Genomic DNA, 19,124 nt, shown 5'->3' with positions numbered 1-19,124 from the left:
AGAATTCCCGAAGGCGGCTCACAGCTCGGCGGCGCGTCCCGACTCGCTCTCCTCGGGCCGGCGGCTGCCCGGCACCGTGCCCCGGGCGCCGCGCTCGGCGAGGGCCGTCCGCTCCAGCTGGAAGGCCTCGTTGCCGAGGCCGATCCGGGCGTGCACCTCGGGCTTGCGCGCCCGCAGCACCAGGCCGTAGCCCAGGCCCGCCACCAGCGCGAGGACGATGATCCCGGGCAGCACCCAGTTGAGCGCGTCGTCCGGCCCCGCGCCGACCAGCACATGGAACTGCTTGACGGTGTACGCGGCGATGCCGAGCAGCGCGATGCCCGCGGCGCCCGCGGCGAGCAGCCGCCACAGCTGGGCCCCGGCCGCTCCCCGGCGTACGAAGAAGACGATCACGGCGAGCGAGGCGGCGGCCATCAGGAGGATCACGCCGAGCGCGCCGACGTTGCCCATCCAGGTGAACAGGTGCATGACGGGGGCGGTCGGGTCGCCGGCCGGCCAGTGGTCGGTGAGCGCGAAGGCCGCGACGACCACCACCGAGATCACGCTCTGGAGCAGCGAGCCGCCCGCCGGGGCGCCGCTGGCGCGGCTGGTGCGGCCGAAGCCGGCGGGCAGCAGCCCCTCGCGGCCCATGGCGAACACGTACCGGGCGACCACGTTGTGGAAGCTGAGCAGCGCCGCGAACATGCCGGTCACGAACAGGACGTGGAGGACGTCGGTGAACGTGCCGCCGAGGTTCTTGTCGGCCAGCGCGAACAGCAGCCCCGGGCCCTGCTTCTGCGCGGAGTCGATGATGTCGCCCGGGCCCGTCGCCAGCGTGAGCGCCCAGGAGCTGAGCGCGAAGAAGAGGGCCACGAAGCCGACCGCGAGGAACATGACGCGCTTGACGACCACGTGCGGGCGGCTGGTCTCCTCGGCGTACACCGGGGCCTGCTCGAAGCCGGTGAACGCGGCGATGCAGAAGCACAGGGCGATGCCGACACTGCCGCCGCTCAGGCTGTGCGGGTTGAAGGCGTGCAGCGAGAGCACATCGGCGGCCGGTTTCGCCACGGCCGCGCCGTCGAAGGCGACGACCATCACGACCTCCAGGACCAGGAGCACCCCGAGCACCTTGGCGTTGAGGTCGATCTTCAGCCAGGCCAGCGCGCCGACGAGGGCGACCGCGAGCAGTGCGGGCACCCACCAGTCGATGCTCACGTGGAGGTGGGTGTCGAGCAGCCCGGACACCTCGAAGCCGAACATGCCGTAGATGCCGACCTGGAGCGCGCTGTACGCGGCGAGCGCCACGTAGGACGCCGCGGCGCCCGCGGTCGGGCCGAGGCCGCGCGCGATGTACGCGTAGAACGCGCCCGCGTTGTGCACATGGCGGCTCATCTCGGCGTACCCGACGCTGAACAGGGCGAGGACCGCGCCGAGGATCAGGAAGAGCAGCGGTTGTCCGACGACGCCCATCGCCGCGAACGCGGTCGGCATCACCCCGGCCACGACCATCAGGGGCGCGCTCGCCGCGAGGACCGAGAGGAGCAGTCCCGGGGTGCCGAGGCGGTCGGCGCGCAGCGCCCGGTCCTGCCCCTTGTACGTGCTGATCTCGGTATCGCTGGTCTGGCTCGGCATGCGGGGTCTGCCCTTTCGGTACTGCCTTCGGAACAGGACGGGGGTGCGGCCACGACGCGGGCCGGGTCCGCGCGCTACACGGAACCCAGCGCTGCGCTGCGCGCGGCGTGGAAGGCGCGGTACGGGTCGCGATTGGGGTACGACCAGGGCGCGGGGGTGATGTGGCGACCGATGCGGTGGAACAGGGCGGCGGCCTCGGCGGTGCGGCCCTCGCAATGCTTAGCGTGGGCGAGGAAGTTGAGGTCGATGCCGGCCCTGGGGTGGTCCTCGCGCTCCCACTCCAGCCACCAGTCGAACGCGGTCCTGATCACCTGGCCGGCCCGGCGGCCGGTCCAGTGCCCGGACGCGGCGGGGTCGCCGGGCCTGCCCCCGGCCGCGGCGAGCACCCGGTAGCGCTCGGCATGGGCGATCAGCGGGAGCAGGGCGAGCGGGGAGTCGGCGGGGGCCCGGGCGGCCTCGGAGGTGGCGAAGTCGTACACCTCGTGGAGCGGGTCGGGGCCCTCGCCGGGGCGACGCTCCGCCAGGCGGGCGGCCATCAGGTGGTGGGCGTGGTGGTGTTCGGGGTGGCGGGCGCGCACCTCCTCGAAGGCCCGCACCGTCTCGTCCTCGGTGCCGAGCGCGCGGGCCAGCGCGAGCAGCGCGAGCCAGGGGGTGGGGTCGGCCGGGGCGCGCCCGGCCGCGGTCAGGCAGGCCTGGCGGGCGCGGTCCTCTGACTCCTTGCCGCGCAGACACTTCTGGACGCTGGCGCAGGCGAACAGGGCCGCGGCATCCGCGCTGTCGGGTTCGGCGAGCAGCCACTCGCGGGCCCAGACGGCGCTGGTGGCGGGTTCGGCGAGCACGGTGAGGCGGTGGCCGCGGCGGTCCCAGTCGTCGCCGGTCGCCCCGAGCAGCGAGCGGACCCTGGTCCACCGCCCCTGCGCCAACTGGTCCCGGACCGTGGCGAGTTCGGTGTCGTCGAGGGCCGCGTCGAACGACCGGTTGCCCCATCGGCGGGGGCGGCCGAGCGGGGGCGGAGGCGGGGACATCCGCGTACTTCCTGTGAGGCGATGGCGCTCGTGCATGCATGTGAACGCTGAACACGTGCGCGATGGTCGCCGACAGCAAAGCGGTAGGCGATGCTCCGCGTCAAGGCCGTTCGGCCCTTGAATGATCAGTGAACGTGAGCCCCACTCAAGGGAGTTGGGCCCCGGCGACCGCCATAGGCTGAGCCCATGAGTGAACAACAGTCCCTGCCCGAATTCCTGTTGGCCTTTCCGGGTCCCCTGCGTGACCAGCTGGTGTCGGCGGTGCTCAGCGGCGCGAAGACCTCGACGACCGGGCTGCTCGCCGACTACGAGCACGCGGGCGATCCACTGCCGTACGTCGGCGAACGCAGCCGCCTCATCGACTCGGCGGGCGAGACGGTCGCCGTGATCGAGGTGACCGACGTACGGGTCCTGCCGCTGGCCGAGGTCGACCTCCAGCACGCGATCGACGAGGGCGAGGGGGACGAGACCCTGGCCGGGTGGCGCGCCAACCACGAGACGTTCTGGCGCAGCCCCGAGATGCTGGAGGCCGTCGGCGACCCGTCGTTCGAGGTCACCGACGAGACCCCGGTCATCGCCACCCGGTTCCGGCTGGTGGAGCGGGTGGGCTCACCGGGCGGGCCCCAAGGCACCCCGGGCAGGCCCTAGGACACCGCCTTCGCCGCCGCCCTTCCCGCCGCCCGGCCCGAGAAGATGCAGCCGCCCAGGAACGTGCCCTCCAGGGAGCGGTAGCCGTGGACGCCTCCGCCGCCGAAGCCGGCCGCCTCCCCCGCCGCGTACACGCCCGGAAGGGGTTCGCCGCCCGCGGTGAGCACGCGGGAGGAGAGGTCGGTCTCCAGGCCGCCGAGCGACTTGCGGGTCAGGATGTGGAGCTTGACCGCGATCAGCGGGCCCGCCTTCGGGTCGAGGATGCGGTGCGGGGTCGCGGTGCGGATGAGCTTGTCGCCGAGGTAGTTGCGCGCCCCCCGGATGGCGGTGACCTGGAGGTCCTTGGTGAAGGGGTTGGCGATCTCCCGGTCGCGGGCCACGATCTCGCGGCGCAGCGCGGCCTCGTCGATCAGGGGTTCCTTGGTGAGCACGTTCATGCCGCGCACCAGCGAGGCCAGGTCCTTCTCGACGACGAAGTCGGCGCCGTGGTCCATGAACGCCCTCACCGGACCCGGCACGTCGGCCCGCGCCCGCCCGATGACGCCCCGTACGGACTTGCCGGTGAGGTCGGGGTTCTGCTCGGAGCCCGAGAGCGCGAACTCCTTGCCGATGATCTTCTGGTCGAGCACGAACCACGTGTAGTCGTGGCCGGTCTTCATGATGTGGTCGAGCGTGCCCAGGGTGTCGAACCCGGGGAAGAGCGGCACGGGCAGCCGGTTGCCGCGCGCGTCCAGCCAGAGCGAGGAGGGGCCGGGCAGGATGCGGATGCCGTGCCGGGCCCAGATCGGGTTCCAGTTCTGGATGCCCTCGGTGTAGTGCCACATCCGGTCGCGGTTGATGTGGTGGGCGCCGGCCTCCTCCGCGATGCCGAGCATGAGGCCGTCCACATGGGCGGGCACACCGGAGAGCATGTGCTCGGGCGGGGTGCCGAGCCGCTGGGGCCACTGTGACCTCACGAGGTCGTGGTTGCCTCCGATGCCGCCGCTGGTCACGACGACCGCCTGCGCCGTAAGCTCGAAGGAACCGGTCACGGTCCGGGTGGACGCGGTCCCGCGCCCGGCGCCGGACGGCTCCAGGATCTCGCCGGTCACGGTGTCCACGGCCCCGGCGGTGCGTCCGAGGCCGGTGACCCGGTGCCGGAACGCGAACTGGACAAGCCCCCGGGCGGCGGCCTCCCGCACCCTCCGCTCGAACGGGGCCACGATGCCCGGCCCGGTGCCCCAGGTGATGTGGAAGCGGGGAACGGAGTTGCCATGCCCGTTGGCGTCGTAACCACCCCGTTCGGCCCAGCCCACCACGGGGAAGAACCGGACTCCCCGGGCGTGCAGCCACGCCCGCTTCTCGCCGGACGCGAAGTCGACGTAGGCCTCCGCCCACTTGCGCGGCCAGTGGTCCTCGTCCCGGTCGAAGCCCGCCGTGCCGTACCAGTCCTGCAGCGCGAGCGCCCGGCTGTCCTTGATCCGCATGCGACGCTGCTCGGGCGAGTCCACGAGGAAGAGCCCGCCGAAGGACCAGTGGGCCTGACCGCCGAGCGACTGCTCGGGCTCCTGGTCGAGCAGGATCACCTTCTTGCCGGCGTCCGCCAGCTCGGCCGTGGCCACCAGGCCCGCGAGTCCCGCCCCGACCACGATCACATCGGCGTCGTACGCCATGGGCCCGTCACTCCGCTCGTCCGCCAAGTTACCCGTGCGTCAGATCTTCGGCGGGCCGTCACCCGGCGTCAACCGCCCGGCTGCGGGCACCCGGGAGGCATCAGCGCCCCCGGGGCGCTATCGTCGGCCAAGTCGGCTCCCCCCGGCCGTACTTGAGGTGTACGTCGTGTCGGTTCTGGTCCTCGTCCTCGCCGTGAGCGCAGCGTGTTGTCTGGGCTCGGGCTTCGTGCTGCAGCAGAACGCGGCGCAGCGCGCCCCGATCGGCGACTTCATGTCGCCGCGGCTGCTGCTCGACCTGGTGCGGATGCCGCGCTGGCTGGCCGGGATAGGCCTGATGGTGGCGGGCATGGTGCTCAGCGCCCTCGCGCTGGGCTGGGGCCAGGTGTCCCTGGTCGAGCCGCTGGTGGCGACCAACCTTTTCTTCGCGATGTGGCTGTCCAGACTCTGGACCCGTCAGCCGCTGGGCCGCCAGGGCTGGGCGGGGCTCGCGCTGCTCGCGGGCGGGGTGACCGCGTTCATCGTGGCGGGTCAGCCGCACGGCGGCGTCTCGGAGGCGGGGGCGCTGCGGCACTGGCTGATCGTGGGCCTGGTGGTCGGGATCGCGCTGATGCTGGCGGGCCTCGCCAAACACGACCGGCTGAGCGTCGCGGCCCCGGTGATGCTCGCCATCGCAGCGGGCCTGCTGTACGGCCTCCAGGACGCGCTGACCCGGATCAGCGGCCAGCGCCTTTCGGGCGGCGGCTGGCCGGAGCTGATGACGAGCTGGCAGCCGTACGGGGTGATCGCGCTCGGGGTGACCGGCCTGGTCCTGGTCCAGAGTGCCTTCGAGACGGCCCCGCTGCGGATGTCGCTGCCCGCCCTGACGGCCGCCCAGCCGCTCGCCGGGATCGCCTGCGGCGTCGGCTTCCTCGGGGACCGGCTGCGTACCGACGCGGGCGCGCTGGCCTGGGAGGCGGCCGGGCTCGCCGCGATCGTGGCGGGGATCGTGCTGCTCGGTCTTCACCCGGCGATGCCGTCGGGGACGGCGCCGCAGGAGGAGGCCCGCGACCTCCAGCCGCACTGAGGCGCGGCTCTCGTACCGAGAGGCCATGGGCCGGTGATTTCATGACCCCATGAATCCGGCTGACGAAATCCTGGACATCGTCGACGAGCAGGACACCGTGATCGGGCAGGCCCGGCGCGCCGACGCCTACGCCCGGAACCTGCGGCACCGCTGCGTGTTCATCCTGGCCACAGACGCGGCGGGCCGGATCTTCGTGCACCGCCGCACGCCGGAGAAGCTCGTCTTCCCCTCCCTGTACGACATGTTCGTCGGCGGGGTGGTCGGCGCGGGCGAGTCGTACGACGGCGCGGCGCTGCGCGAGGCCGAGGAGGAGCTCGGCGTCTGTGGTCTTCCGCAGCCCGTGCCGCTGTTCAAGTTCCTCTACGAGAACGGCGAGCAGAGCTGGTGGTCGGCCGTGTACGAGGTCCGCTGCGAGCTCCCGGTGAATCCGCAGGTGGAGGAGGTCGCCTGGCACGACTTCCTGCCGCTCGCCGAACTGGAGCGCCGGATCGGGGCCTGGGAGTGGGTGCCGGACGGCCTCGCGGCCTGGCGGCGGCTGCGCGCTTCGGGCATCGACCTGTCCTGAGGGGGTGCCGGGTAGGGTGCGGCGGGTGATCACGATCGTGCAGACCCTGCGGCTGTGGTTCGCGCCCCAGCGCATCGGCGAGGAGGGCGAGACCCCCGACTACCGGTTCTCGCTCGCCAACGAGCGCACCTTCCTGGCCTGGATCAGGACCTCGCTCGCGCTGGTCGGGGGCGGTTTCGCGGTCGACCAGTTCCTGCCCGACCTGCGCTGGGGCGTCCGGGTCGCGCTCGCCCTCGCGCTGCTCGCCGCGGGCGTGCTCTGCGCGCTGCGGGCGGTGAACCACTGGGTGCGCTGCGAGCGGGCCATGCGGCGCGGCGAGGACCTGCCGGTGTCGCGGTTCCCCACGCTCCTGAGCCTCGCCGTCGCGGTGGTCGCCGTGGTGATGGTGGTGGTCGTCGTCTTCGGCTGGGCCGGCTGATGCCCTCGCCGGTGCCCGCCCGCGACCCGGGGCTCCAGCCGGAGCGGACCCGGCTCGCCTGGCGGCGTACCACGCTGTCCTGCACAGTGGCCGCCGTGCTCGCCGCCAAACAGGCGGTGCACCGAGGGAGTTCACCGCTCGGGATCCTCGCACTGACGCTCAGCGGGCTGGTGTGGCTCGGGTTCCTGGCCGTCGCGCACCGCCGCATCCAGGCCCTGAGCGGCGCCGGGCGGCCCCGGGTTCTCGGGGTGCGCGCCGCGGTCGCCACGGCCGCCTGCACGGTGGCCCTGGCCTGCTTCGCCGTCGCCATGCTGTTCTGAAACCGGCCTCCGGGCTCTTCCGGGACCCGCATCCCTCCCTTGGATACGCCGTAATTCGCGGCCCGCCCTGGACGGCATACCGACTGGTCGGTAGCGTGTCTCCGGACAGCATGCCCCGACCCCCGTCCGGAGGTGCCGAACATGAGCACAGTCCCCCCGCCAGGCCTCGACCCGGATCAGCTGCGGGCCCACCTCGACCGCGTGCGGCCGGGTCTGGTGAGCGGACCGCTCAGGGCCCGGCTGATCGAGGGGGGCCGCTCGAATCTGACGTACGTCGTCACGGACGGGGCCGGCCAGTGGGTCGTGCGGCGGCCACCCCTTGGCCACGTACTCGCCACCGCGCACGACATGAAGCGCGAACACCGGGTGATCAGCGCCCTGTACCCCACGGCCGTCCCGGTGCCCGAACCGGTGCTGCTCTGCGAGGACGAGTCGGTGCTCGGCTCGCCGTTCTACGTCATGGAGTACGTGGCCGGGACGCCGTACCGCACCGCCGAACAGCTCGCGCCGCTCGGCGCCGAGCGGACCCGGGCGGCCGTGCTCGCGCTGGTCGACACGCTCGTCGAGCTGCACGCGGTGGACCCCGAGGCCGTCGGGCTCGGCGACTTCGGGCGGCCCGAGGGCTTCCTCGACCGGCAGCTCCGCCGCTGGGGCAAGCAGCTCGACGCCTCCCGCAACCGCGACCTGGCCGGCATCGACGAGCTGCACGCGGCGCTCGGCCGTGACCTTCCCGTATCGCCCGCCCCGACCGTCGTCCACGGCGACTACCGCCTCGACAACGTGCTGATCGGCGACGACGACCGGATCAAGGCGGTCCTTGACTGGGAGATGTCCACGCTGGGCGACCCGTTGACCGACCTCGGCCTGCTGGCGATGTACAGCGCGCAACTGGAAGTCCCGAACTCTCCGGTCTCCACCACCGCCGGCGCGGCCGGCCACCCCTCCCCCGCCGAGCTGATCGAACGCTATGCGGCCCGCTCCGGCCGCGACACCTCCGCCATCTCCTGGTACACGGCGTTCGCCTGGTTCAAGCTCGCCGTGATCCTCGAAGGCATCCACTACCGCTACACCCTCGGCCAGACCGTGGGCGCCGGCTTCGACCGCATCGGCGAGCTCGTCCCGGTCTTCATCGAGCACGGCCTCACCACCCTTCAGGAAGGCTGAACGCCCCTCATGGACTTCGCATTCGACGCCCGCACCGAAGAACTGCGGACCAGGCTCCTCGCCTTCATGGACGAGTACGTCCACCCCGCCGAGGCCGTCGCCGAAGAGCAGCGCGCCCGGCTCGCATCCCCGTGGGACACCCCTCAGGTGGTGCAGGACCTCAAGGCCGAGGCGCGCCGGCAGGGCCTGTGGAACCTGTTCCTTCCCGACGCGGAGTACGGCGCGGGGCTCACCAATCTCCAGTACGCCCCGCTGGCCGAGATCACCGGCCGCTCCCCGCACCTGGCGCCGACCGCCCTCAACTGCGCGGCCCCGGACACCGGGAACATGGAGGTGCTCGCCCAGTTCGGCTCGGACGAGCAGAAGAAGCAGTGGCTTGAGCCGCTGCTCGCCGGGGAGATCCGCTCGGCGTTCGCGATGACCGAGCCCGAGGTGGCCTCCTCGGACGCCACCAACATCGAGACCCGGATCGAGCGCGACGGCGACGAGTACGTCATCACCGGCCGCAAGTGGTACATCTCCGGCGCCATGAACCCGGACTGCAAGATCTTCATCGTGATGGGCAAGACCGACCCCGCCAACGCCGACGTGCGCCGCCAGCAGTCGATGGTCCTGGTCCCCCGCGACACCCCGGGCGTCGAGATCCGCCGCGCCATGCAGGTGTACGGCTACGAGGACCACTCCCACGGCGGTCACGCAGAGGTCGTCTTCCACGGCGCCCGGGTGCCCGCGAGCAATCTGGTCGGCGAGGCCGGCGGCGGCTTCGCCATCGCCCAGGCGCGGCTCGGGCCCGGCCGGATCCACCACTGCATGCGGCTGATCGGCATGGCCGAGCGGGCCATCGAGCTGATGTGCCGAAGGGCCGTGTCCCGTACCGCGTTCGGCAAGCCCATCGCCCAGCAGGGCGTGGTCCAGGAGTGGATCGCGGACGCCCGCGTCGCGGTCGAGCAGCTCAGGCTGCTCGTCCTGAAGACGGCCTGGCTGATGGACACCGTGGGCAACCGCGGGGCACACACCGAGATCCAGGCCATCAAGATCGCCACCCCGCGCACGGTCGTCGGCATCATCGACAACGCGGTCCAGCTGCACGGAGCGGGCGGCGTCGGCCAGGACTTCCCGCTGGCCGAACTCTGGGCGGCGGCCAGGACGTTGAGGCTCGCGGACGGCCCGGACGAGGTGCACCAGCGCTCGCTGGCCCGCCGCGAGCTGAAGAAGTACCTGTAAGGGCCGGGCGGTTCGGGGTTCAGGGACGCAGCGCGCGCAGCAGCAGGTCGGCGAGGTGATCGGCGACCTGCTGCTCGGTGAGCGGGCCGTCCGGGCGGTACCAGGTGGACAGGTGGTGGACCGAGCCGAAGTGGTAGTCCACCACCAGGTCGGCCGGGGTCGCGGTGGAGAACACCCCGGCGGCCTGCCCCTCTTCGATGAGCGCGCGGAACCGCTCGTGGTAGCGGCGGCGCTCGGCCCGGACCTGCTTGTTCTTCTCCGGGCTCAGGTGGTGCATGGAGCGGAAGAAGATCGCCGCGTCGTCGAGGTTGTCGATGGTGGTCACCACCACGTCGGCGGCCGCCTCGCGCAGCCGCTGCTCGATGGGCTCGTCCGCGTCGGCGAACGCGTCGAGCCGCTCCTGCTGGAGCCGCAGCACCCGGGCGTACACCTCCTGGAGGAGGTCCTCCTTGGAGCCGAAGTAGTGGTAGAGCGCGCCCTTGGTGACGCCCGCCGCCTCCACGATCTCCTGCACCGAGGTGCGGTCGTAGCCGTTCTCCGCGAAGAGGCGGGTGGCGGCGGCGAGCAGCCGCTGGGGGACGGGGGTGGTGCCGCTTGTGTCCGTCGCCTTGGCCATCGCCGCCACCTTTCTCTCGTACGTGCGCGAAGCTGTGAGCTGGTCGTGCCGTGCTGGTCGTGTGTGCCGGGCGCTACGCCTGGGTGCGCAGTTCCCGCCTGAGGATCTTCCCACTCGTGGTCTTGGGAAGCTCCGCCAGGATCTCGACCTCGCGCGGGTACTTGTAGGCGGCGAGCCGCTCCTTGCAGTACGCGGCGAGCTCGGCCGGGTCGGCCTCGGCGCCCGGGCGCAGACTGACGTACGCCTTGACGCTCTCTCCCCGGTACGCGTCGGGGATGCCCACGACGGCCGCCTCGCGGACCGCCGGGTGGGTGTAGAGGACGTCCTCGACCTCGCGCGGCCACACCTTGAACCCGGACGCGTTGATCATGTCCTTCATGCGGTCGACCACGTAGAGCCAGCCGTCGCGGTCCATGAAGCCGATGTCGCCGGTACGCAGCTCGCCGTCGGGGAACGCCTCGGCGGTGGCGTCGGGGCGGCGCCAGTAGCCGGGCACGACCTGCGGCCCGCGCACCAGGATCTCGCCCTGCTCGCCGAAGGGCACCTCGTTGCCTTCGAGGTCGACGATCCGCACCACCGTCTCGGGCCCGGGCACGCCGACCGAGAGCGTCCCGGAGACCGGGTCGACCGGCGCTTCCTTCTCGGGCGGCACCGAGGCACAGGGGGCGGTGCACTCGGTCAGTCCGTAGCCGTTGCGGATGTACGGACCGAAGCCCTCGCGGAACTTCTCGACCAGCGCGGGCGGCAGGGGTGCGCCGCCCGACGAGATGACCTCGAAGGACGCGAAGTGCTCCCGGGTGACGCCGGGGGTGGCCGCGAGCGCCATGAAGGCCGTGGAGGGTCCGACCGTGTAGGCGGGGCGGTGTTCGGCAAAGGCGTCGAGGACGACACCCGGGTGGAAGCGGTAGGCCAGGATCAGGGTGCCCGCGTTGGCGATGCAGGCGGCGAGTTCGCAGACCATGCCGGTGATGTGGAAGAGCGGCGCGAGCGCGAAGTAGCCCGAGCCTTCTGCTATCGGATGTCCGGTGCGCTGCCTCTCCGCGTTGTAGGTGATGCCGCGATGGGTGTTCATCGCGCCTTTGGGGGTGCCACTGGTGCCGGACGTATAACTGATCAACGCCGTGTCACCGCCGGAGAGTTCCCGCCCTGAGGGAGCGCCGAGCCCCTGCCGGGCAACGCCGACGAGGTCATCGGTGTCGCCGGGCACGGCAGACCGCTCGAACCCGAGCACCCTCTGGTCGTTCTCCGTCTGAAGATCGAGCTCGCAGGCGGTGAGGACGATGCGGACCGGGGAGGCGGCGGCGGTGTCGCGCAGATAGTCCTCCCAGGCGCGGTCGGAGCAGATCAGCGCGGCGGCGTCGGAGTCCTTGAGTACGTGCGCGACCTCGCCCGACTTGTACATGGGGTTGAGCGGGACGACGGTGGCCCCGGCCTTCCACGCGCCGAGCAGGGCGATCACGAAGTGCGGGGTGTTCTGCAGCATGAGCGCGACGCGGTCGCCGCGGACCAGGCCCCGGGCGGCGAGGTGGCCGGCCACGGAGTCGGAGAGCGCGTCGGTCTCGGCGTAGCTCAGGCGGCCGTCGAAGTAGGCGAGCGCGGTGCGTTCGGGGGCGCGGGCGACGGCGGCGCGGAAGGAGTGCAGCACGGTCTCGGGCGGGGTGATGTCCGCCCGCTGGGCATCGCTGAGCTGGGCCAGCCAGGGCTTGGCCGCGTAGATCGAGGTCATTCGGCGCTCGTCTCCCACTTCTGCTGAAGGTGGTTCATGCCGGTCAGCCAGCGGTCGGGGGTGGCGGCGCGGGCCGTGTAGTAATCGGCGACCTCGGGGTGGGGCAGCACGAGAAAGCGTCCGTCGGCCATGGCGCCGAAGAGGGCGTCGGCCACTTCGTCGGGCTCGATCGCGGTGGGCTTGAGCACGAGGTCGCCGGCGGATCCGGTGGCGTCCAGCATGTCGGTGCGCACGCCCTGCGGGCAGATCGCGTGGACCTGGATGCCGCGGTGGCGGTAGGTCAGCGAAAGCCACTCGGCGAAGGCGAGCGCACCGTGCTTGGTGACGCTGTAGGGCGCCGCGCCGATCATGGTGAGCAGCCCGGCGGCGGAGACGGTGGACACGAACCGCCCCGCGCCACGCTCCAGCCATTCGGGCAGCAGCTCGCGGGCGGCCCTGACGTGGGCCATCACGTTGACGTCCCAGGCCGCGGCCCATACGTCCTCGGGGGCGGCCTCCGAACCGCCGGATCCCAGGCCCGCGTTGGCGCAGTAGATGTCGATGGCGCCGCCGAGGGCGTCGCGGGCGGGGCCGACGACGGTGGAGGCGTCCCCCGGGACGGCGATGGCACCGATCTCCTCGGCGGTCTTACGGGCCTTGTCCGCGTCCAGGTCGTTGACGACGACGCGGGCGCCCTCCGCCGCGAATCTGCGCGCGAGGGCGGCGCCTATGCCGCCGCCTGCGCCGGTGACGACCACTGCGGCGCCCTGGACCGCCTGTCCCGTGCTCATGGAGACCCGCCTCTCTGTGGTGCCGAATGCCCCGACAGACTAACCAGTCGGTATGTCCCCTGGGAAGGCCCCACCCTCCTGGGGCCGCGCCCCGGCCCGCACCGGAGCATTTCAGCCTGTCATGGGGGTCCCCCCTGGCCCGTGAGGCCTTGGGGGAGTTTGAGGACGAGCGCCGTTCGGGCGCGAACGGGGGCTGGGGCGCAGCCCCAGGAACCCGGCTTCACCCCTTTCCCAACCCCCGGCGGGTTTCGGGAAGGGGCGGGGTGGGGGCATCGGGGTCTGGGGCGGAGCCCCAGGCGTGGCCGCCCTCGCGCGCACCCGGCGCCCGCTACCGTGCTGGGCATGACGGCCCGTACCGAACCCGGAGGTGTACGGATGACCCTGTCCAGACGCACCCTGCTCGCCGGCACACTCGCGACGGCCCCCCTCCCCCTCCCTCTCCCCGCCGAAGCCCGGCTCCGCACCGGCTTCGCCCGCCTCGCCGCCGACGGCTACGCCCCCCTCGCCGGCCAGAACGTCGGCCTCGTCACCAACCCCACCGGCATCACCCAGGACGTACGCCACATCGTGGACGTCATGCACGCCGACCCCCGCGTACGCCTGACCGCCGTCTTCGGCCCCGAGCACGGCTTCCGCGGCACCGCCCAGGCCGGCGGCTCCGAGGGCCGCTCCACCGACCCCGCGACGGGGCTCCCCGTGTACGACACGTACACGAAGAGCGGACAGCCCCTCGCCGACATCTTCACCGCCTCCGCCGTGGACACGATCGTCTTCGACATCCAGGACGTCGGCGCGCGCTTCTACACCTACATCTGGACCCTCTACGACTGCATGGAGGCCGCCGCACTCGCCGGCAAGCGCTTCGTGGTCCTGGACCGGCCCAACCCGGTGACCGGCCGCTCCGCGTACGGCCCGGTCCTCGACCCCGCGTTCGCCACCTTCGTCGGGCGCCGGCCCATCGCGCAGGCGCACGGCATGACGGCCGCCGAGCTCGCCCGGCTCTTCAACGCCCAATTCCTCAACGGCAGAGTGCAGTTGAGCACCGTCACGATGACCGGGTGGCGGCGAGCCGACTTCTTCGACGACACCCGACTCCCCTGGGTGCCGCCCAGCCCCAACATGCCCACCCCCGACACCGCTCTCGTCTACTCCGGCACCTGCCTCTTCGAGGGCACCAACCTGTCCGAGGGGCGCGGCACGACGCGGCCGTTCGAGCTGCTCGGCGCGGAGGGGATCGACGGCAAGTGGGCCGCCGCGCTCAATGAACTCGCCCTGCCCGGCGTCCGGTTCCGCGAGGCCTACTTCGCTCCGACGTTCTCCAAGTTCGAGGGGAAGACCGTCGGAGGCGTACAGCTCCACGTCCACCAGCGGGAGTCGTTCGATCCCGTACGCACCGGAATCGCCCTCCTCGTCACCGCCAAGCGGGTCTGGCGCGGCTTCGCCTGGCGGCCGGACCACTGGATCGACAAGCTCACGGGCTCGGCCCTGGTCCGCACGATGGTCGACGCGGGCGCCGGAACCGACGAGATCGTCGCCGCCTGGCAGCCGGGGCTGACCGCGTTCCGGACCGTACGCCGGACCTACCTGATGTACGACTGATACGGGTGGGCCGGGCCGAAGTCGCCGGGTCTCCGCTGTCCCGCATATGGCCGGCTCCGCGGTGCGGCGGGACGATGGGTGGCGCTCATCGTCGAGCGGACCGGAGGTCGGACCATGACGGACATCGGAGTCGAGCCGTACCGGGAGATCACCTTCGACGCGGACGGCGACACGAATCCCGCCGAGCGCACGGCCCTGACCGGCGTGGACGCCACGGACCTGGTGCTGTTCTGCCACGGCTGGAACAACACCCCGTCGGCGGCCCGGAGTCTGTACCAGGCGTTCTTCGCGCCGTTTCCCGCGCTGCTCGCGGGCTCGCCCCAGGTGCGGCTCGGGTACGGCGGCGTGATCTGGCCGTCGATCCGCTTCACCGACGAGACCATCCCCGACTATCCGCACGCCACGGAGGCCGCCGTCGGCCCCGGGCTCGACGACGCGACCGTATCGGCGCTCAAGGGCTTCTTCCCCGGCCAGGACGCGACCGTCGACCAAATCGCCGCCCACCTCGCCGGGCAGCCAGACTCCGAGGACGCGTTCAACGACTTCGGGCGGCTGACCCGGCAGCTGGTGACTACGGCCGCCACGAGCGGGGCCGGAGCCGTCGGCGACCTGGCGGTGGAGGACGGGCCCGGTGCCTCGCCCGCGATCCTTACGGATGACATCCTGCCGCTGTGCCAGAAGTTCACGGCCGCGCTCGCCGACACCGGCATGGCCGTGCAGCCGGGGCCGGCCGGGCCCTCGTTCTCGATCGGTGGCTCCCTCAAGCACCTGTGGGACGGCGCGAAGGAAGTGCTGCGCCAGACGACCTACTACGAGATGAAGCGCCGGGCGGGCAAGGTGGGGCAGCTCGGACTCGGTCCACTGATCGGTCAACTGGCCGCCGCGCGGCCCGAGTTGCGCGTACACCTCGTCGGACACAGTCAGGGTGCGCGCGTGGTCGCGTTCGCGCTCAAGGGGCTGCCCGCGGGCGCGCGCAATCTGAAGTCGGTGACGCTGCTCGAAGGAGCCTTCTCGCACTACGTCTTCGCCGAGCACCTGCCCGACGGTCTCTCGGGGGCTGGGGCGCTGAGCGACGCGCAGGGGCGGATCGACGGCCCGGTCGTCTCCTGCTACTCCCACTTCGACACGGCGCTCGGCGTCATCTACCCGCTGGCGTCCGCGCTGTCCGGGGACTACGCGAGCGCGCTGCCCGGCCTCGACAGGCGGTGGTGGGCGATCGGCCACGACGGCATCCAGGCCGTCAGCCCCTGCACCACGCTCACGCTGGCCGAGGCGCTGCGCGACGGGGTGCCGGACTCGGGCTGCGTCAGCGTGGACGCGGCCGCCGTGGTGAAGGACGGCGGGCCGCCCTCGGGTGCGCACAGCGACATCTGCCACCAGGAGCTGGCCCAGGTGGTGCTGGCCGCGGGCCGGATCGGCAGGACCTGACCCGCGGCCGTTCACGCGCTAGCGATGGCTGGGGAACTCGACGACCTGCTGGTAGGTCGGCCGGTTCTGCCAGTTGACCGCGGACTGGGTGATGCCACCGAGCGGGCGCTGCACGATGCTGTCGGCGCACCACTGGTCGCCGGCTCCGCAGCCGGCATCGCCCGGGTAGACCTGCGCCGGGGTCTTGGCGGCGGCCTGCTTGAGCGTGCCGAGCAGGCTGTCGCGGCAGGCGTCGAGCTTGCCGTCGCCGCAGTAGGCGCGGGCCAGCGGCCCCTGCACCGGCTCACCGAGGACCTTCCGCAGATCCTTGTCGGCGTAGCTCCACCAGCCGTACTGGAAGGCGGACCCGGCGTGCGAGCCGGTCGGGCCGTGCCCGGCCGAGGGTGCCTCGTCGATGCCGAGGTTTGCGGTCAGGGCGTTGTAGAGCGGGTCGCCGAGCCCGGGGCGGAACTCGGCCTCGACGAGCAGCGGCCACCAGGCGTCCATCAGGCGCACCGCGTCGGGGTGGGTGTAGGTGTGCGAGCCCTGCGAGGTCTCGCGGCGCTGGGTGCCGTCGGCCTGCCAGGCCTCCAGCTGCTGCACGGCGGTCGCCAGTTGGGGATCAGTGATCGGCGCGCTGCGCAGCACCTTGAGGAGTTCGGGCAGCACGTCCTCGCCGCGCAGGTCGGTGACCGCGGCCTGGGCCATGGCGCGGGTGAGCGAGGAGCGGGTGACGCCGCCCTGGGCGACCAGCGCCTTCACGCGGTCGTCGAGGAGGTTGGCGCGGTGCACGGAGCCGTCGCCGAAGCCGGCCGTGGAGTAGTCCTTGGCCTGCTTGTTGTTCCAGGAGACGTAGTAGTCCTGGCCGACCGACTGGGGGTGCTGGGCGGGCGGGGTGTAGGCCGCCGTGTTGGAGGCCGGGTCGAAGCCCTGCCACTCATAGGCCTGGTCCGCCCTGACGGGCAGCGAGGGGTCGACATCGGGGTTGCGGACCGGGTTCAGGCCGCTGTTGTAGTAGGCGGCGGTGCGGGAGTCCGCGTAGAACCAGTTGAAGGTGTAGTCGACGTGCTGGGCCGCCTCCTGGAAGGTCTTGGCGTCCTTGACGTAGGAGGGGTCGTTCATCATCTGGAAGCCGATGATCGAATCGGCGTCGTGCCGGTAGGTGGAGCGCAGTGAGGTGTACGCGACGGGCTTGCCGCCGACGGTGGCGCGGGCGGTGACGATGCCGTAGTTGGTGCGCCAGACCTGCATCCGGTAGGAACCGGCCGCCGTGGTGTCGGCGACCGTCGGCTTCCAGGAGTTGGTCTTCTCCAGCTTCTCCATCGGGGTGCACACGCCCCGGTAGAGATAGTGGGTGGCGTCCTGGCAGAGCTCCACGGCGTACGTGTCCATGATGTCCTGGCCCGCCGAGGTGGCCGACCACGCGTAGTCCTGGCCGCGGCCGAGCTGGACATACATGCCGACTCCGGCGAAGGAGGCACCACGGGCGCTGATGCCGGGGCCCTGGATTTCCTGGAGCATCAGCAACTGTGGCGCGAAATAGCCGGTTTGCGGGCCGAACACCGCTACAGGGTGTCCGCCGGCGGTGTGCGAGCCGGACACCACGAGGGCGTTGGACATGCCGCGCGGCTTGCCGAGGTCGATGCCGGGCAGCGCGCCGTTGTCGTACATGCCCTTCAACGGCTTGAGCCGCTGCGGAACCTTCACGTCCGCCCTGGCATGGGTGTTCGCCGATCCGGTGCGGTCGTAGACGAGCTGTTCGGGGACGACCGTGCCGGGGTCGGGCATCGCGGTGCCCTGGGCGTTGGCGGGCTTGCCCGCGTACGGGAAGCTGGTGCCGTCGTGGACGGTGAGCACGGACTCGGGGTCGTTGCGCTCGCGGAAGGACTCCCAGACCTTGGTGCCCTCGGCCACGCCGTACTTGGCCTGCGCGGCCTGGAGCGAGAGCGCGGCCTGCACCTCGCCGCCCCCACCGCCACCGAAGAGCCCGCCCACCACGGAGGCGAGCGCGATCAGGTCGGTGAGCTTGAAGGGCTGGATCTCCCCGACGTTCGTAATGGAGTCGATCTTGCCGGTGAGCACGTACTCGCCGGGGAAGTAGCGGCCGTCCTTGGACTGCTTGGCATAGGCGTTGATGCCGTCGACGTACGCCTGGGCATCGGCCATGGCCTGCTCGCCGCGGGCTCCGTTGGCGGTACGGATACGGTCGACCTGCGCCTGGAGATCGGCCTCGGTGTACGGGGCCTGTGGCCAGAACTCCTGCTCAAGACCCTGGTTGGCGAGGGCGCCGCCCGCGAAGGAGGTGAGCTCGCCGCGCCCGATGTGGCGGAAGAGGTCCATGAGCCAGAGCCGGTCCTGCCCGGCCGCGTACCCGGCGCCGTACTCGGTGCCGTACCGGGTGGTGCCCTTGATGTGCGGCACGCCCGTCGCCTTGTCGCGGGTGATGGTGACGTCGGAGCGGGGTGAGGTCGTCGACTCGACTTGGCCGTTCGGGACGCCGAAGGAGGCGTCGTTGAAGAAGCTGTTGAGCTTGTCGTCGGTGAGCGAGGACTGGCCGGCGACCAGGGCGTCGTACTTGCCGAGCTCGTCGTCGCTGTGCGCGGGATGGGTCCCGAACACCTTGTTCCCGAGGATCTCGACGAGGGTGGCGTTGCCGTTGGCGCCGGGCGGCAGGATGTCGGAGCACTGTCCCTGACAGAGGTCGCCGTCCGCGGGCTCGGCCGCGCCGGCCGGGACCGCGGGGCCGAGCAGGGCGGCGGACAGGGCGATGACGGTGGCGGCGCACGCGGCGGCTCTGCCGCGCCCGATGCCCGTCACGAGTCGAAGTCTGCTGTGTTTCCCGGCTGTTGTGAGCCTGGCGGTGCGTCGTCGCATGCGCGCTCCTAGTGGGGGCCGATGCGCGGGAGGCTACTTGGGGTAACACCGCAGCGTAAGGTGAACATGCGTCACCTTCTCGGAATCCCCACACACCCGCCCGACCGGCTCCGCGATCACGGCGGGACACCACCGGCAGCTGTACCCTTTCGGCCTCCGTCGGCACGCGTATTCCTTCCGGGCTTCGCAGGGTTATGTGGGACGGGCGAATACCGGCCGCGCCGTTGGTGCCCAAGTGGCCATGGGGGCCAAGCCGGTTGAAGGGATTCCGGATGTGGCGGAGGGCCTGACGGGACCTGATCCATTGCCGGCCCCGGCACTTCCCCGGCAGCGCCACTGCCTGGCCTCTTCGGCCGTTCCAGCAGGTCGACGGGGGGAAGGGTCCATATGGGCCACGTTCTGAGGAGTTCATGAGAATCGGATTCCAACGGTTGGGACAGGG

Annotated in this window: 16 protein-coding genes; 9 read left to right on the top strand and 7 right to left on the bottom strand. The window is 71.7% G+C overall.

The annotated features are described in order from the left end of the window. Nucleotides 1-18: 18 nt before the first annotated feature. Together IE206_RS11635 and IE206_RS11630 are read right to left on the bottom strand one after the other, a co-directional pair. Nucleotides 19-1,611 (bottom strand): APC family permease, encoded by a 1,593-nt coding sequence (locus IE206_RS11635; RefSeq protein WP_189962036.1) that lies wholly within the window; start codon nt 1,609-1,611, stop codon nt 19-21. A gap of 74 nt (nt 1,612-1,685) precedes the next feature. Further along, nucleotides 1,686-2,636, bottom strand: coding sequence for a hypothetical protein (locus IE206_RS11630; protein ID WP_189962035.1), 951 nt, complete (start codon nt 2,634-2,636; stop codon nt 1,686-1,688). Between the two features lie 186 nt (nt 2,637-2,822). Here IE206_RS11630 and IE206_RS11625 point away from each other — a divergent pair, with 186 nt between their 5' ends. Further along, nucleotides 2,823-3,284 (top strand): ASCH domain-containing protein, encoded by a 462-nt coding sequence (locus tag IE206_RS11625; RefSeq protein WP_189962034.1) that lies wholly within the window; start codon nt 2,823-2,825, stop codon nt 3,282-3,284. Here IE206_RS11625 and IE206_RS11620 read toward each other — a convergent pair. Then, a complete protein-coding gene (locus IE206_RS11620) occupies nt 3,281-4,936 on the bottom strand; it encodes an FAD-binding dehydrogenase (protein WP_189962033.1) in 1,656 nt (551 codons plus the stop codon). The genes IE206_RS11625 and IE206_RS11620 overlap by 4 nt on opposite strands. Nucleotides 4,937-5,102: 166 nt before the next feature. On the opposite strand from IE206_RS11620, the gene IE206_RS11615 reads away from it, so the two are divergent. The 6 genes from IE206_RS11615 to IE206_RS11590 all read left to right on the top strand — a co-directional run bounded on the left by IE206_RS11615 (nt 5,103) and on the right by IE206_RS11590 (nt 9,690). Further along, the gene (locus tag IE206_RS11615) at nt 5,103-5,999 is read left to right on the top strand and encodes a DMT family transporter (RefSeq protein WP_189962032.1); all 897 of its coding nucleotides are present in this window, start codon (nt 5,103-5,105) and stop codon (nt 5,997-5,999) included. A 49-nt stretch (nt 6,000-6,048) separates the two neighbouring features. Next, nucleotides 6,049-6,564, top strand: a complete 516-nt coding sequence (locus tag IE206_RS11610; protein ID WP_189962031.1) for an NUDIX hydrolase — start codon at nt 6,049-6,051, stop codon at nt 6,562-6,564. Between the two features lie 25 nt (nt 6,565-6,589). After that, nucleotides 6,590-6,982 (top strand): YidH family protein, encoded by a 393-nt coding sequence (locus IE206_RS11605; protein ID WP_100577397.1) that lies wholly within the window; start codon nt 6,590-6,592, stop codon nt 6,980-6,982. Beyond that, on the top strand, nt 6,982-7,302 hold the full coding sequence (locus IE206_RS11600; protein ID WP_189962030.1) for a DUF202 domain-containing protein: 321 nt from the start codon (nt 6,982-6,984) through the stop codon (nt 7,300-7,302). The genes IE206_RS11605 and IE206_RS11600 overlap by 1 nt, the downstream gene beginning before the upstream one ends. A 141-nt stretch (nt 7,303-7,443) precedes the next feature. After that, on the top strand, nt 7,444-8,466 hold the full coding sequence (locus IE206_RS11595) for a phosphotransferase family protein (protein ID WP_189962029.1): 1,023 nt from the start codon (nt 7,444-7,446) through the stop codon (nt 8,464-8,466). A gap of 9 nt (nt 8,467-8,475) precedes the next feature. After that, nucleotides 8,476-9,690, top strand: a complete 1,215-nt coding sequence (locus tag IE206_RS11590) for an acyl-CoA dehydrogenase family protein (RefSeq protein WP_189962028.1) — start codon at nt 8,476-8,478, stop codon at nt 9,688-9,690. A 19-nt stretch (nt 9,691-9,709) separates the two neighbouring features. Here the strand turns inward: IE206_RS11590 and IE206_RS11585 are convergent, their stop codons facing one another. The 3 genes from IE206_RS11585 to IE206_RS11575 form a co-directional block, all read right to left on the bottom strand. Further along, entirely contained in the window at nt 9,710-10,306 is a 597-nt protein-coding gene (locus IE206_RS11585) for a TetR/AcrR family transcriptional regulator (RefSeq protein ID WP_189962027.1), read from the bottom strand. Nucleotides 10,307-10,379: 73 nt separating this feature from the next. After that, the gene (locus IE206_RS11580; RefSeq protein ID WP_189962026.1) at nt 10,380-12,032 is read right to left on the bottom strand and encodes a class I adenylate-forming enzyme family protein; all 1,653 of its coding nucleotides are present in this window, start codon (nt 12,030-12,032) and stop codon (nt 10,380-10,382) included. Beyond that, on the bottom strand, nt 12,029-12,802 hold the full coding sequence (locus tag IE206_RS11575; protein ID WP_189962025.1) for an SDR family oxidoreductase: 774 nt from the start codon (nt 12,800-12,802) through the stop codon (nt 12,029-12,031). Before IE206_RS11575 ends, IE206_RS11580 begins: the two co-directional genes overlap by 4 nt. Nucleotides 12,803-13,177: 375 nt before the next feature. On the opposite strand from IE206_RS11575, the gene IE206_RS11570 reads away from it, so the two are divergent. Continuing rightward, the gene (locus IE206_RS11570; protein ID WP_189962317.1) at nt 13,178-14,401 is read left to right on the top strand and encodes an exo-beta-N-acetylmuramidase NamZ family protein; all 1,224 of its coding nucleotides are present in this window, start codon (nt 13,178-13,180) and stop codon (nt 14,399-14,401) included. Nucleotides 14,402-14,515: 114 nt separating this feature from the next. Further along, the gene (locus IE206_RS11565; RefSeq protein WP_189962024.1) at nt 14,516-15,829 is read left to right on the top strand and encodes a lipase family protein; all 1,314 of its coding nucleotides are present in this window, start codon (nt 14,516-14,518) and stop codon (nt 15,827-15,829) included. An 18-nt stretch (nt 15,830-15,847) separates the two neighbouring features. Here the strand turns inward: IE206_RS11565 and IE206_RS11560 are convergent, their stop codons facing one another. After that, nucleotides 15,848-18,682, bottom strand: coding sequence for a penicillin acylase family protein (locus tag IE206_RS11560; protein ID WP_189962023.1), 2,835 nt, complete (start codon nt 18,680-18,682; stop codon nt 15,848-15,850). Between the last annotated feature and the right edge of the window lie 442 nt (nt 18,683-19,124).

Origin of the sequence: Streptomyces violascens (assembly GCF_014649955.1) — a bacterium.
Classification (GTDB): Bacteria; Actinomycetota; Actinomycetes; order Streptomycetales; family Streptomycetaceae; genus Streptomyces; species Streptomyces violascens.
This window is presented reverse-complemented; position numbering and strand designations above follow the sequence as displayed.